Origin of the sequence: Corynebacterium afermentans subsp. afermentans (genome assembly GCF_030408355.1) — a bacterium.
Lineage (GTDB): Bacteria > Actinomycetota > Actinomycetes > Mycobacteriales > Mycobacteriaceae > Corynebacterium > Corynebacterium afermentans.
The window spans coordinates 991880-1006422 of the sequence record NZ_CP046606.1 but is presented as its reverse complement, the minus strand read 5'-3'; the positions used below and the strand labels follow the sequence as shown (position 1 = coordinate 1006422).

Annotated in this window: 14 protein-coding genes; 2 read left to right on the top strand and 12 right to left on the bottom strand. The window is 66.2% G+C overall.

The features are described from left to right. Window positions 1–8: 8 nt before the first annotated feature. From CAFEA_RS04790 to CAFEA_RS04780, 3 genes are read right to left on the bottom strand one after another with little or no spacing between them, the layout of a single operon-like run. Window positions 9–1148, bottom strand: a complete 1140-nt coding sequence (locus CAFEA_RS04790; RefSeq protein WP_063937381.1) for a THUMP-like domain-containing protein — start codon at window positions 1146–1148, stop codon at window positions 9–11. Continuing rightward, window positions 1138–2013: an NUDIX hydrolase gene (locus CAFEA_RS04785; protein ID WP_143313236.1), complete on the bottom strand. Its 876-nt coding sequence runs from the start codon at window positions 2011–2013 to the stop codon at window positions 1138–1140. Before CAFEA_RS04785 ends, CAFEA_RS04790 begins: the two co-directional genes overlap by 11 nt. A 19-nt stretch (window positions 2014–2032) precedes the next feature. Then, window positions 2033–2827, bottom strand: a complete 795-nt coding sequence (locus tag CAFEA_RS04780; RefSeq protein WP_063937518.1) for an ABC transporter ATP-binding protein — start codon at window positions 2825–2827, stop codon at window positions 2033–2035. A 139-nt stretch (window positions 2828–2966) separates the two neighbouring features. Between CAFEA_RS04780 and CAFEA_RS04775 the strand changes: the two genes are divergently transcribed. Together CAFEA_RS04775 and glgB are read left to right on the top strand one after the other, a co-directional pair. Next, complete coding sequence (locus CAFEA_RS04775; protein ID WP_063937382.1) at window positions 2967–4994, top strand: maltotransferase domain-containing protein; 2028 nt, start codon at window positions 2967–2969, stop codon at window positions 4992–4994. Between the two features lie 8 nt (window positions 4995–5002). Beyond that, complete coding sequence (gene glgB / locus CAFEA_RS04770; protein WP_172796714.1) at window positions 5003–7192, top strand: 1,4-alpha-glucan branching protein GlgB; 2190 nt, start codon at window positions 5003–5005, stop codon at window positions 7190–7192. Here glgB and CAFEA_RS04765 read toward each other — a convergent pair. From CAFEA_RS04765 to atpA, 9 genes are all read right to left on the bottom strand, one after another. Continuing rightward, window positions 7189–8022: a tetratricopeptide repeat protein gene (locus tag CAFEA_RS04765; protein WP_063937383.1), complete on the bottom strand. Its 834-nt coding sequence runs from the start codon at window positions 8020–8022 to the stop codon at window positions 7189–7191. The genes glgB and CAFEA_RS04765 overlap by 4 nt on opposite strands. A 6-nt stretch (window positions 8023–8028) precedes the next feature. Further along, window positions 8029–8331 (bottom strand): MTH1187 family thiamine-binding protein, encoded by a 303-nt coding sequence (locus CAFEA_RS04760; protein ID WP_063937384.1) that lies wholly within the window; start codon window positions 8329–8331, stop codon window positions 8029–8031. Between the two features lie 10 nt (window positions 8332–8341). Beyond that, window positions 8342–8629, bottom strand: coding sequence for an Rv1322 family protein (locus tag CAFEA_RS04755; protein WP_063937385.1), 288 nt, complete (start codon window positions 8627–8629; stop codon window positions 8342–8344). Continuing rightward, a complete protein-coding gene (gene nucS, locus CAFEA_RS04750) occupies window positions 8629–9321 on the bottom strand; it encodes an endonuclease NucS (protein WP_034999834.1) in 693 nt (230 codons plus the stop codon). Before nucS ends, CAFEA_RS04755 begins: the two co-directional genes overlap by 1 nt. A 22-nt stretch (window positions 9322–9343) precedes the next feature. After that, a complete protein-coding gene (locus CAFEA_RS04745; protein WP_034999833.1) occupies window positions 9344–9823 on the bottom strand; it encodes a DUF2550 domain-containing protein in 480 nt (159 codons plus the stop codon). Window positions 9824–9957: 134 nt separating this feature from the next. After that, the gene (locus tag CAFEA_RS04740; protein WP_063937386.1) at window positions 9958–10326 is read right to left on the bottom strand and encodes a F0F1 ATP synthase subunit epsilon; all 369 of its coding nucleotides are present in this window, start codon (window positions 10324–10326) and stop codon (window positions 9958–9960) included. 11 nt (window positions 10327–10337) lie between these two features. Beyond that, the gene (gene atpD / locus CAFEA_RS04735; RefSeq protein ID WP_034999821.1) at window positions 10338–11849 is read right to left on the bottom strand and encodes a F0F1 ATP synthase subunit beta; all 1512 of its coding nucleotides are present in this window, start codon (window positions 11847–11849) and stop codon (window positions 10338–10340) included. Between the two features lie 3 nt (window positions 11850–11852). Then, window positions 11853–12821 carry a F0F1 ATP synthase subunit gamma gene (locus CAFEA_RS04730; RefSeq protein ID WP_063937387.1) on the bottom strand — a complete coding sequence of 323 codons (969 nt, stop codon included), beginning with the start codon at window positions 12819–12821 and terminating at the stop codon, window positions 11853–11855. 51 nt (window positions 12822–12872) lie between these two features. Next, entirely contained in the window at window positions 12873–14537 is a 1665-nt protein-coding gene (gene atpA, locus CAFEA_RS04725) for a F0F1 ATP synthase subunit alpha (protein ID WP_063937388.1), read from the bottom strand. Between the last annotated feature and the right edge of the window lie 6 nt (window positions 14538–14543).

Genomic DNA, 14543 nt, shown 5'->3' with positions numbered 1-14543 from the left:
CCCACAGGTTAGGCGTGCACGCGCGCGTGGCACACATGCGCCACCGCGTCGTCGCCAATGCGCGCGATCACCACGCCCATCTGCTTGTCCCCGCGCAGCTTGAGCTTTTTGCGCAGCTGGTCCGGGTCCACGTCCACCCCGCGCACGAGGATCTCCGCGGCCCCAGCCCCGTGGCCGGCGAGCGTTTTCTTCAGCGCTCGCAGCGGCACCGCCTCGATGAACTCGAAGCCGCTATAGCCCGCTGGCACAGCGTCGCCGGTGGTGTACGCGATGTGTTCGTCGAGCATGCTCAACCCGTGGCGCGCGGCCCACTGCCGCACCAGCCCCGCACGGACAACCGCTCCGTCCGGTTCGATGATCCACTTGCGCGGCGCGGTGACCTCCACCTCGTCCGGCTCGGTGTCAGTGACGTGTTCCTCGAAGTCGCGCAACACCACTGCTTCTCGACGAGCTCCGCCCGCCAACCCCGGCGTGTACAGGCACGCCTCTTTTACGCCCCCGTCCACCGAAACCACGCTGACCAGGCCGTCCCACCCGGAATAGTCGATGCCCGGCGCGCACTTGACCGCCATCTCGCGGCCCGCATGCGCGGAAAGCAGGTCCGGCAGCGGCGGTAGGAGCTTCGCCGGGTCGGTGATCCGCTTGCCGCCGGCCCGGCGCGCCGGGTCGGCCACCACCGCTCCGCCGGCGCTCACCGGCGCGAGCGCGTCCGCGCGAGCCAGCCAGGCGTCCGCGCCGAGGTTGTGCCGCGCCATGACCAGGCGCGCGGCGTCCAGGTCCGAGCCGAGCCAGGCAACGCCGGCATCAAGAAACGCCGGCGCTTCCGAGCCCACCGAACAGGTCACGTCGTGGACGAACTCCACTCCGGCTGAGGCAATGCGCCTAGCCCGCACGCTCGCCACGCGCGCCGGGGTGGCCTGCTGCACTGCGTCGGCGTCGGTGAGCCAGTGCTCCGGAAACTTCCCCGCTGCCGCGCGCTGGGAGGAGATGAGCACGCTGACCGCGCGGGCGTACTCGCCGAAACGAGCATCGAGGACCGCGCGGTCCGCGAACACGGATTGCTTGGTCAGTGCCACCTGCGGCGCAACCTCCGCGATCTCCCCGGCGTGTGCCGCCAAAAAGCGGGCTTCTGCAACGCTAAATCCCACCGCGGCGTCCAATCCTGTCTATGGGCGTGAAAGAGAAAAAGTCGTGGTAACGCAGGTCGTCCACCGGGTCGCCCACCACCGGGGACAGGTCTGCGCGCCAGGCGGCAGCCAGCGCCTCTTCCGTGTCGCTGAAGCGCGCTACCTCGTTCAGCTGCGCCCACGTCGAGGGTGCCAAGCGCACCAGGCCGTGGCGCCAGCCCTCCAAGATCAGCTTGGGAGGAAACCAGTTGGCGTCGTCCGCCTCGTCGGTGTTCGCGTCCGGTTCCTGGCCCTCCGGGTTGGCGGCGACGAAGGTGAAGGTGTCGAACCAAGTGCCGCTTTCAGACTTACCCACCCACCTCGCGAGCGGTTTGACCAGGTCGGCGCAGACGTTGAGGTTGGACTCGCGGAGCACGTCGGTAAGCGAAAGCTCATGCGACGCCAACTTCAGGCGGTGCTCGTGGAAGGGGCGCGCGTCATCGAGCAGCACCCCGTCGTCGTCCACGGCGAGCAGCGTGCCGGTTTCCTCAAACAGCTCGCGCACCGCCGCAAACAGCAACGCGTGCGCCTTGTACTTGGTCACGCCCAGCTGGCGGGCCAGGGAAATCGCGGAGCGGCCGAGCCACAGCTCGCCGTCGTCCCACGCGCGCGGCGGGAAATCGCGCGAATCCACCCCACCGCCGGGAAAGACTGTGATGCCGGGGTAGTTCGGCATGGAAAGCACGCGTTCCTGCATCCACACCTCGAGACCGTCCGCACCGTCGCGCAGCAGCATCACCGTCGCGGACAGCCGGGCACCTTGAAACCCGCTGCGCTCGTGGACGTCGATGGTGTCGCCGACGTCGTGCGTCAGCACGCCCTGGGTGCGATTCCTTCTCGTGGGCATTGCCGAAATCCCCTCAGGCCTACGCCCGGTGCGCACCACCGCGCTTGGCGCGAGCTCGGCGGGCGGTGTAGCGGCCCTCGTCCACTGTGACCTCGATGGGCTGGTGGTAGGCACGCGAAACGTTTTCAGAGGTCAGGACGTCGTTGATGAGGCCCTGGGCGACCACCTCGCCCTCGTCCAGCAGCATGGCGTGGGTAAATCCCGCCGGGATCTCCTCCAAGTGGTGGGTGATCATGACAATCGCCGGGGCGTCCGGGTCCATGGCCAGATCGCCCAGGTAGGCCAGCAGGTCCTCGCGCCCGCCCAGGTCCATGCCGGCGGCCGGCTCGTCCAGGATCAAAAGCTCCGGGTTGGTCATCACCGCACGCGCAACCAGCACGCGCTTCTTCTCACCGTCGGACAGGGTGCCCCAGGTGCGGTCGATCAGGTGGATCGCGCCGACCTGCTCGAGCACCTCGAGGGCCTGCTCGTAGTCCATCTCGTCGTAGTCCTCGCGCCAGCGCCCCAAAATGGCGTAGCCGGCGGAGACGACCAGATCGCCCACCTTTTCGCCCTCCGGCACGCGCTGCGCCACCGCCGACGATGTCACGCCGATCGCCGCGCGCAGGTCGCGCATGTCGGTGGCGCCGACGCGCTCGCCGAGGATGAACACGGTGCCCTTGGACGGGAACTCCTGGGCCGAGGCCATGCGGATCAGGGTGGTCTTGCCGGCGCCGTTGGGGCCGATGACCACCCAGCGCTCATCTAGCTCAACCTGCCATGTCACGGGCCCCACAAGGGTGTTGCCGCCGCGGATAAATTCCACGTCGCGCATGTCCACCAGCAGGTCCGGGTCTGTCACCAATTCCTCACTCGCATTCACGCATCCATCTTTACCTATTTCGGCCCGCGTGTGTGGGAGGCCCGCGCTACCCTGGCTGATGGAATGCAGGCAGGTTGAGAGGGTCTGAAAGATGGTTGCTCGCTTTGGCATCGACGATGTGCGCCCCCACGTTTCCGGGCGCACGCTGCCCGCGAAGGCGGTGGTCGGCGAGGTCGTGCCCGTTTCGGCGCTGGTGTGGCGCGAGGGCCACGACGCGATCGCTGCGACACTGGTGCTGGTGTCGCCTACCGGCGAGCAGTTTACGGTGCCGATGCACCAGGAGGTCTACCGCCCGGATTACGTCCACGCCGTGTTCATCCCCCGCGAAAAGGGGCTGTGGCGCTACCGCGTGGACGCGTGGAGCGACGTGATGGCCACCTGGCGCAATGCGGTGGAAAAGAAGCTCGCCGCGGGCCAGACCGAAAAAGAGCTGGCCAACGACATCGCCCACGGCGCGGACCTGTTCGCCGCGGCCATCGCCCAGACCCCCGCGCCGCAGGTGCTGGAAAGCGCCCGCACAAAGCTTCTCGACGACACGCTCCCGCTCGCCGACCGCATCGCGCCGTGCGTCTCCACCGAGGTGCGCGACGTGCTGGCCGAGTACCCGCTGCGTGAGCTGGTCACCCGCGGGCCCGTGGCCGACATCCTGGTGGAGCGCCGCGAGGCGCTGGTGAACTCCTGGTACGAGCTGTTTCCCCGCTCCACCGGCGGCGTGGACGCGATGGGCAACCCGGTCCACGGCACCTGGGCCACCACCGCGGCGCAGCTTCAGCGCGTGGCGGACATGGGCTTCGACACCGTGTACTTCCCGCCGATCCACCCCATCGGCGAGGTCAACCGCAAGGGCCGGAACAACACGCTGACCCCGGAGGACGGCGACGTCGGCTCGCCGTGGGCGATCGGTTCCAAGCACGGCGGCCACGACGCCTTCGACCCGAACCTGGGCGGCGAGGACGAATTCCTCGACATGATGGACCACGCCAACGAGCTGGGCCTGGAAATCGCCCTCGACTTCGCGCTGCAAGCCGCCCCCGACCACCCGTGGGCCAAAGAGCACCCGGAGTTTTTCACCGTGCTCGCGGACGGCACCATTGCTTATGCCGAAAATCCGCCGAAGAAATACCAGGACATCTACCCGCTCAACTTCGACAACGCCCCGGAGAAGCTCTACGCGGAGATCTACCGCGTGCTCATGTACTGGGTGGACCTGGGCGTGACCACCTTCCGCGTGGACAACCCCCACACCAAGCCGGTGGATTTTTGGCACTGGCTGATTGCGAAGGTGCACGAGACCGACCCGGACGTGGTCTTCCTGGCGGAGGCGTTTACCCGCCCGCCGCGCATGTACGGGCTGTCCAAGGCCGGGTTCTCGCAGTCCTACACCCACTTCACGTGGAAGACCACCAAGGCGGAGCTGACCGATTTCGCCCAGCTGCTCGTGGACGTCGCCGATGTCTCCCGCCCCAACCTCTTCGTCAACACCCCCGACATCCTGCACGCCACGCTGCAACAGGGCGGCCCGGCAGCCTTTGCGCTGCGCGCCACGCTGGCTGCCACCATGAGCCCGCTGTGGGGCGTTTATTCTGGCTACGAGCTCTACGAGGACCGCCCCGTGGCCGAAGGCAGCGAGGAGTACCACGACAGCGAGAAGTACCAGCTGCGCCACCGCGACTTCACGGCCGCGCTGGCCAAGGGCGCGTCGCTCGAGCCGTACCTGACCCTGCTCAACCAGATCCGCCGCGATAACCCGGCGCTGCAGCAGCTGCGTCAGATCCGCTTCCACGACATCGCCAACGACCAGATCATCGCCTACTCCAAGGTGGACGCCGAGACCGGCAACGCGGTGCTTGTGGTGATCAACTTAGACCCCTCCTCCACCCAGGAGGGCATGCTGCGTGTCGACGCCTCCGCGGCAGGACTCAACGACGGAGAAACCTTCAAGGTGCACGACCAGATCACCGGCGAGCGCTACACCTGGACCACCGCCGAGACCGGCAACTTCATCCGTCTCGCGCCGGAGAAGAACGTCGCGCACATTTTCCGGTTGCCGGAGGTGCCTTCGGCTCGTCGAGAAGCACTTGCGTACCGTCAGATCTCAGACCACGACTACCGTCCCTAAGGAAGCCAATGAACACCGACCTGCTCATCCCCGAAGGCGACCGCCAGCGCCTCATCGAGTGCAAGCACCACGCGCCCCACGATTTCTACGGCTGGCACCGCGTGGGCGCAGGATCCGTCGTGCGCACCCGCTTCCTCGGCGCGGAGCGCGTGGAGCTGCTCATCCACAACGGCGCGCGCGCCATGGAACCCATCGGCGACGACATCTGGGCAATCTCGCTTGACGACGAGCACGCGCCCGACTACCGCTTCCGCGTCACCTACCCCGGCGCCGAACCGCGCATCGTGGCGGACGCGTACCACTTCCTGCCCACCCTGGGCTCGCTCGATCTCCACCTGATCAACGAGGGCCGCCACGAACGCCTCTGGGAGGTTCTCGGCGCGAACGTGCGCTCGTACGAGACCTCCCTGGGCGAGGTCCGCGGCACCTCCTTTGCCGTGTGGGCGCCGAACGCCCAGGGTGTGGCCGTCATCGGCGACTTCTGCGGGTGGAACCCCAACCAGTACCCCATGCGCTCCTTGGGTGCCTCCGGCGTGTGGGAGATTTTCATCCCCGGCATCGGCGACGGCGCGACCTACAAGTACGCCATCCAAACCGCCGACGGCACCCGCGTGGACAAGGCCGACCCACTGGCCAAGCGCACGCTGACCCCGCCGGAGACCGTCTCCGTGGTGGCCGCGCCGAGCGAATTCGAGTGGACCGACAGCGAGTGGATGAACGCGCGCGCCGGCATCGACCCCACTAACTCCGCCATGAGCGTCTACGAGTGCCACATCGGCTCCTGGAAGCAGGGCTCCAACTACGCCACCCTGACCGAGGAGCTCGTGCCCTACCTGGTGGAAAACGGCTTCACCCACGTGGAGTTTCTGCCCGTGGCCGAGCACCCCTTCGGCGGCTCCTGGGGCTACCAAGTCACCGGCTACTACGCCCCGACCGCGCGCTGGGGCACCCCGGACGAGTTCCGCAAACTCGTGGACACGCTGCACGCCAACGGCATCGGCGTGTTGGTGGACTGGGTGCCCGCCCACTTCCCCAAAGACGACTTCGCGCTCGCGCGTTTCGACGGCACCGCCCTCTACGAGCACCCCGACTGGCGCCGCGGCGAGCAGAAAGACTGGGGCACCTACGTCTTCGACTTCGGCCGCCGCGAAGTGCGCAACTTCCTGGTGGCAAACGCGCTGTACTGGTGCGATGAGTTCCACCTGGACGGCCTGCGCGTGGACGCGGTGGCCTCCATGCTCTACCTGGATTACTCCCGCGAGCCCGGCGAGTGGCTGCCCAACCAATACGGCGGACGCGAGCACTGGGAGGCCGTGCAGTTTTTGCAGGAGATGAACGCCACCGTGCACCGCGAGCACCCGGGTGTGCTCACCATCGCCGAGGAGTCCACCGCCTGGCCGGGCGTGACCGCGCAGACGGACGCTGACGGGCTGGGCTTTTCGTTGAAGTGGAACATGGGCTGGATGAACGACACCTTGGAGTACTTCTCCCTGGACCCCATCCACCGCTCCTACCACCACAACGAGATCACTTTCTCGCTGGTCTACGCGTTCTCCGAGCGCTACGTCCTGCCGTTTAGCCACGACGAGGTCGTCCACGGCAAGGGCTCGCTGTGGACCCGCATGCCCGGCGACGACTGGAACAAGGCCGCCGGCCTTCGCGCCCTCTACGGCTACATGTTCTCGCACCCGGGCAAGCAGCTGTTGTTCATGGGCTGCGAGTGGGGCCAGACCACCGAGTGGGACGAGGCCCACTCCGTCAACTGGGACAACATCTCCGATAGCTGGGGCCACGGCTACCACCGCGGCGTGCAGCGCCTCGTGCGCGACCTCAACCGCGTCTACCGCGACACCCCGGCGCTGTACTCGCAGGACAACACCCCGATGGGCTTCCAGTGGGTCAAGGGCGACGACGCCGCGAACAACATCCTCGCCTACATCCGCTGGGGCGTCGACGCCACCCCGGTGCTCGCCGTGGTGAACCTCTCTGGGGTTTCCCAGCCCAACTACCGCCTGGGTCTTCCCGAGGCCGGCGAGTGGGAGCTGTTAGTCAACACCGACGACGCCGTCTACGGTGGCGCCGGCAACGACCTGCCGCAGGTGCTCACCACCGAGCCGACCGAGTGGGACCGCTTCGAGCAGTCCACCGAGCTGCACGTACCGGCGATGAGCGCGCAGTACTACATCCTGCGCCGCTAGAACAGGGCGCTTGCGAGCCGGGTGCGCGCCGCGATCACGCGCGGGTCGCCCGGCTCGAGCAGCGTCAACAGCTCCAGCAAGCGCTCCTTGGCGCGCGGCTCGGCCTTGACGTGCTCTAACAGACGGTCGAAGGCCGCCTCCGGGTCGCCTGCGACAAACTCCTTGTCCGCGAGCCACAGCAGCTTCTCGACGTCATCCTCCGGCTCCCCCTGCCCGTTCACCCTCTTGAGCACAGCCACGGTCGCCTTGGCCTGCTTGATGTCCGCGTTGGTGGGATCCTCCGCAAGGATCTCGTCGTACACCGCCGTGGCTGCGTCGAAGTCGCCCGCGTTGAGCGCCTCGGTTGCGCGGTCCAGGCGGGGGTCGGCGTCTTCCTGCTCGGGCGCGTTGTCGTCGACAAGCCCCTTAAGCTGCGGGCCCACCTGGCTGACCAGGGCGCCCACCCACTGCTCGAGCTCGTCGGCCGGCTGGTTGCCCTCAAAGTTGGCCACCGGGCGCCCGCCCGCGAGCGCGACCACGGTGGGCAGCACGCGCACGCCCATGGCCTGGGCGACCTGTGGGGTGGCGTCCGCGTCCACGTAGCCGACCATGAACGCGCGCTGGCCTGCCGAGAGCTTCTCAAACTGCGCCTTCAAACTCTCCGAGTCTGGGCTGCGCGGCGTGCCGATGAGCAGCACCACAGGGATCTGCATGGAGCGTTCGAACACGCCCTTTTCAACGTTGGCCTCAGTGACCGTGATGAACGGCTCGAAGCCGGCCTGCGCCTCGTCGTTGCGCTCCGCGAGCGCTCCTAAGTCGATCGCGCCGCCGGTGAACTGCGGGTTGGTCATGTGCTCTTACGCCTCCAAGTGCTTGTTTAAGGATTCGACTTTCTGCTGCAGCATGTTTTCGTAGCCGGGGCGGATATCCGCCTTGACCACCAGCGACACGCGCGGGGAGACCTCCTCCACCGCCTGCGTCGCCCGCTTAATCACGTCCATGACCTCGTCCCACTCCCCCTCGACGGTGGTGAACATCGCCGTGGTCTCATGCGGCAGGCCCGACTCGCGGACCACCTTCACCGCCCTAGCGACAACGTCGGACATCTCCGCGTTGGAATTTTCGGTCATGGTCGGTGCCACAGAAAACGCTGCAATCATGCGGCCAATACTAGCGCCGCTGCCAGCAGTGCTTGTGCCAGTGCCGCCGGTCGTCCGCGCCGCGGCCGGTATCGCGCGGCCACGCCACCACATGCGCCACCCCGGGCGGGATGTTCTGGTTGCAACCCGGGCAGATGTAGTACTTCGTCGCGGCCGCCGAGCCGATCTGGCGGACCTTGAAGATCTCCCCGTTGGTCCAGCTCGGCCCCTCCATCTCTTGCGTGCCAATGAACGTGGAGCCGTCTTTGGGCAGCACGTAGCGCGGCGCCTGGTTCCGGCGACGGTTCCTGCGCGGCATCAGAACAGGCGCAGCTCCGCGGACTCGATGCCGCGCAGCTCGTCGTAGTCCAGAGTCACGCACTCGAAGCCGCGGTCGCCCGCGAGTGTGCGCGCCTGCGGCTTGATCTCCTGCGCCGCGAACACGCCGCGCACCGGGCGCAGCAGCTCGTCGCGGTTGAGCAGCTCCACGTAGCGGCTGAGCTGCTCCACGCCGTCGATGCCGCCGCGGCGCTTCACCTCCACCGCAAGCGTGCCTCCTTGCGGGTCACGCGCCAGGATGTCCACCGGGCCGATCGCAGTCGGGTACTCGCGGCGCACCAGGGTGACGCCGTCTCCGAGCGTGGTGATGTGCTCCGCTAGAAGCTCCTGCAGGTGCGACTCCACGCCGTCCTTGACCAGGCCAGGATCCTGCCCAAGCTCCTTCGTCTCGTCCAACAGCACCTCAGAAATTGTGATGCGCAGCTGCTCGCCCTTCGGGTTCTCCACGATCCACAGCTCTTCGCCGGTGTCCTCGCCATCGACGTCCACCACCTGCTCCACACGGGTGGTGCACGGCGGCGTCATCCAGTTCAACGGCTTGTAGGCGCGGTCATCTGCGTGGATGGAGACCGAACCGTCCGCCTTGACCAAGATCAGGCGCTTCGCCTCCGGCAGGTGCGCATCCAAGCGGCCGACGTAATCCACAGAGCAACGGGCTATGACAAGACGCATGCCTGTCAGGGTACAGCCGGGCCTAGCGCTCGTTTGCATCGCGCTGCGCCGACTCGCGCTGCGCGCGTTGGGCCAGCGAATGCACGTCGATACGCTCCTTGCGCACATCCGGGGCCGCCTCCACCCACGACACCAGCCCCATCTCCGTGTGGCGGTCTGCCGCGAATTCGAAGTCACCCTGCGGGCCGGAAAAACGAAGAACGTGACCGATCTCGGGCATGAACTCCCGTTCACCCTCGGTCACGTCCCTGAAGCCCTCGAACTCCACCCCGCGGCGATCCAGCTCCACGTCGTGGTGGAACGTCAGAGATCGGAGCTTGAAAAACAGCAGCCGCTCCCCGTCGTAGCGCAGCACCCCGTGGCGCCAGCCGTGGATGCCCTGCGCCGGAAGCTCACGCATCATGGCGCGTGCGCCGGAGTTGCGCACCATTGCGAAGCGCCACGCGGCCGCCGCAGCGAGGACGACCAGGACAATCGCTGCAATTGCTGCGAAGACGATCATCCCGGCCCAACCTCCTCGACTCCGCTGGATAGACATTTGCCTGTGATCATATCGCACAAATGCGAAACACCCCCTCCCGGTTTCCCGGGAAGGGGTGCGTTCGTGGCGGTCGGCGTTTATGCCTTCCAGACCAGTTACTGGTTCAAGCGGCGAACCGCGGCGAGCTCCGCCTCGGAGCGAGCCTTGACAACGCGATCTTCGTCGTGGAGGTGCGACTCCGCGTCGGCGGAGTCGACCTCGGAGGCGAAAACGGCGTAGTCGGCCAGGATGGTCACCTTCTCGCCCACAACGGACAGGAAGCCACCCTGGACGGCGGCGACGATGCGCTCGCCGTCGGTCGGGCGGATGGTCACCACACCGTTGTCCTTGAGCTGGCCAAGGAGCGGCTCGTGGCCAGGAAGGATGCCGATCTCACCCTCCGTGGTCTGGGCGGTGACAATGCTTGCCTGGCCTTTCCAGAGCATGCGGTCAACCGCGACCAGTTGAGCGGTAAGTTCAGCCATGTTCTACCCTCCTACGCCTGCAGCTTCTTGTACGCAGCCTCGACGTCGTCCAGACCGCCGAGACCGTTGAAGGCCTGCTCCGGGTAGTGGTCGAACTCGCCCTCGCAGATACGCTCGAACGCGTCGATCGTCTCCTCGAGCGGGACGTAGGAGCCCTCGTCGCCGGTGAACTTCTTCGCCACGAAGAAGTTCTGGCCCAGGAAGCGCTGGAGCTTACGTGCGCGCTGCACGGTGATCTTGTCTTCCTCGGACAGCTCGTCCATACCGAGAATGGCGATAATGTCCTGCAGCTCCTTGTTCTTCTGCAGGATACCGATCACCCGCTGAGCGACCGCGTAGTGGCGCTCGCCGACAATGCCCGGCTCGAGAATACGGGACGTGGAGGTCAGCGGATCCACGGCCGGGTAGATGCCCTTCGACGCGATCGAACGGGAAAGCTCGGTGGTCGCATCGAGGTGGGCGAAGGTGGTGGCCGGAGCCGGGTCGGTGTAGTCGTCCGCCGGCACGTACACGGCCTGCAGCGACGTAATCGAACGGCCCTTGGTCGAGGTAATGCGCTCCTGGAGCACACCCATCTCGTCGGCCAGGGTCGGCTGGTAACCCACGGCGGAAGGCATGCGGCCCAGCAGGGTCGAAACCTCGGAGCCCGCCTGGGTGAAGCGGAAGATGTTGTCGATGAACAGCAGCACGTCCTGGTTCTGCACATCGCGGAAGTACTCCGCCATGGTCAGGCCGGACAGGGCCACGCGCATACGGACCCCCGGCGGCTCATCCATCTGGCCGAAGACAAGCGCGGTGTCCTGCAGCACGCCCATGTCCTCCATCTCGAGGAACAGGTCGGTGCCCTCACGGGTGCGCTCGCCCACGCCGGCGAAGACCGAGGTACCGGAGAACTCGCGTGCAATACGCGTAATCATCTCCTGGATCAGCACGGTCTTGCCCACGCCAGCGCCGCCGAACAGGCCGATCTTGCCGCCCTTGACGTACGGGGTGAGCAGGTCGATGACCTTAATACCGGTCTCCAGGATCTCGGTCTTACCCTCGAGGTCCTTGAATGCCGGCGGCTCGCGGTGGATGCCCCAGCGCTCGCCGTTCTCGCCCACCGACGGGTCGTCCAGGCACTGGCCGAGCGCGTTGAACACGTGGCCCTTCACCTGGTCGCCGACCGGCACGGAGATCGGGTTGCCGGAGTCCGCCACCTTGGCGCCGCGGACAAGTCCGTCGGTCGGCGCCATGGCAATGGTGCGCATGAGGTTGTCACCCAGGAACTGGGCGACCTCGAGCACGATCGTGCGGGACATTTCGCCGAGGTCGATGTCGACCTCGAGCGCGTTGTACAGAGCGGGCAGCTCGCCACGCGGGAACTCCACGTCGACGACTGCGCCAATGACGCGAACGACACGGCCGTTCTCAGAACCGCGCGGGTTCTGAGTGTTCTCGACCTGAGCCGGGGCGGTGTCGGTCTCAGAAGCCGCACCCGCCAGCTCGTCGTTGCGCTCATCAAAAGAGTGAGCAGTAGTCATGATTTAGTCACTTTCTCCACTACCGGACAGCGCGCCAGCGCCGCCGATAATCTCGGTGATTTCCTGGGTGATCTTTGCCTGACGGGCTTGGTTAGCTTCACGGGACAGGTCGTTAGCCAGCTCCGTAGCGTTGTCCGTCGCGTTCTTCATAGCCGTACGGCGCGATGCCGACTCCGCTGCAGCGGACTCCAGGAAGATCGAGTAGAGCAACCTAGAGACGTACACCGGAAGCAGCTCTTCCATCAGCGTGTCAGCGTCGGGCTCGAAGTTCATGTCCGGGCGCACGTCGCCGGAAGTAGTCAGCATGTCCTGCTGCTCGTACTTGAACTCCTCCAGCACCGGCTCAATCGGCAGGAGCTGGGCGACTCGAGCCTCCTGCGACAGCATGGAGACGAACTCGGTGTAGACAACGTGCACGACGTCGAAGCCGCGCACGGTGCCACCTTCGGCACCGTCGACACGCAGCGGCACCGAGGACTCGGAGCCTGCCATGTAGCCGTCGATGATCTGGTGGCGCACGCCGTGGGTGTCATCCCACGACGGCTGCTGCGAGAACCCGGTCCAAGAACCCTGAACGTCCATGTCGCGGAACTTGAAGTGCGTGACACCCTTGTTGCCGGTGACGTAGCGGACTACCTCGTACCCGGCATCGGTGAGCATGCGCTCCAGCTGCGTCGCCTTTTTCAGGACGTTGTGGTTGTAACCGCCGGCCATACCGCGGTCAGAGGTGACCACGAGGATTGCCGCGACCCGGCCGTTCTCACGCTCTTTGAGCATGGGGTGGGCCAGGGAGCTCGCGGACGCGAGGCGTTCCATGACGTCTTTCAGCTCGTCGGCGTACGGCTTAGCCGCCTCGACGCGCTGCTGGGCCTTGGTGATCTGCGCGGTGGCGATCAGTTCCTGGGCCTTCGTGATTTTCTTCGTTGAGTTGACGGACCTGATGCGGTCGCGCAATTCGCGAAGCGTTGCCATGGTGTTTCCTCCCTTCCTTTAAGTAGTTGTCCTAGTCGCGATTCACGCGGTCTAGGAGCGGCTGACGTTGAGCTGGTTCTTGGCCACCTGCTTGGAGTCGAGCGGCTCTGCCTCGGCCTCGCGGACGATGCGCTCGCCGGAGGAAGCCTGGAAGTTGCGTGCCAGGTTCTCGTTGACGCGCAGGATCGCGGCCTTCGAGTCGTCGTCAACCTGCTTGCCGCCCGCAATCTGGTCGTAGACCTGCGGAGCGTTGGCGCGGATGGACTCGTGCAGCTCTGCCTCGTAGCGGCGGACGTCCTCGACGGGAACGACGTCGAAAACGCCCTCGTTTGCGGACCAGATCGAGATGATCTGGTACTCGACGGGCTGCGGCGCGTGCTCGGACTGCTTCAGCAGCTCCACCAGACGCTGGCCGCGCTCGAGCTGCTTCTTGGAAGCGGCGTCGAGGTCGGACGCGAAGGCCGCGAAGGCCTCCAGGTCGCGGTATGCGGCGAGGTCCAGACGGAGGTTACCGGCGACCTTCTTCATGCCCTTGGTCTGCGCGGCGCCACCGACACGGGACACGGAGATGCCCACGTCGATAGCCGGGCGCACGCCCTGGTTGAAGAGGTCGGACTGCAGGAAGACCTGGCCGTCAGTAATCGAGATGACGTTGGTCGGAATGAAGGCGCCCACGTCGTTCGCCTTCGTCTCGATGATCGGCAGTGCGGTCAGGGAGCCTGCGCCGAGCTCGTCGTTAAGCTTGGCGGCACGCTCCAGCAGGCGGGAGTGCAGGTAGAACACGTCGCCCGGGTATGCCTCGCGGCCCGGCGGGCGGCGCAGCAGCAGGGAGATCGCACGGTATGCCTCAGCCTGCTTGGTCAGGTCATCGTAGATCACCAGGACGTGCTTGCCCTGGTACATCCAGTGCTGCCCCAGGGCTGCACCGGAGAACGGTGCGAGCCACTTGAAGCCAGCGGAGTCGGATGCCGGAGCCGCCACGATGGTGGTGTACTCCAGTGCACCGGCCTCCTCCAGAGTCTGGCGCACACCAGCAATGGTGGAGCCCTTCTGGCCGACGGCGACGTAGATGCAGCGCACCTGCTTCGACGGGTCACCGGTCTCCCAGAACTCCTTCTGGTTGAGGATGGTGTCGATGCAGACTGCGGTCTTGCCGGTCTTTCGGTCGCCAATGATGAGCTGGCGCTGGCCGCGGCCGATCGGGGTCATGGCGTCGATCGCCTTCATGCCGGTCTGCAGCGGCTCCTCGACCGGCTGGCGGTCGAGAACGCCTGCGGCCTGGAGCTCCAGTGCGCGCTCTTCGTTGGACTCGATGGGGCCCAGGCCGTCGATCGGCTGGCCCAGGGGGTTTATCACGCGGCCGAGGAAGTTCTCGCCGACCGGGATCGAGAGAACCTCGCCCGTTCGCTTGACTTCGTCGCCCTCGGAAAGGGTCTCAAAATTACCCAGCACCACGACACCGATGGAGTCGGTCTCGAGGTTCTGTGCGACGCCAATGACGCCGTTCGGGAACTCGAGCAGCTCATTCGTCATGCAACCTGGCAGCCCGGAAACCTGGGCAATACCATCTGCAGCCGAAGTCACCACGCCGACCTCCTCACGGGAGGCCTCCGCGGAGTAGCTCGAGGTGTAGTTCGCTATCGCGCTACGGATCTCATCGGAGGAGATCGTCAGCTCCGCCATGTTCTTCCTGCTCTCGGTAGTTTCTTCCAGCATGTTGTT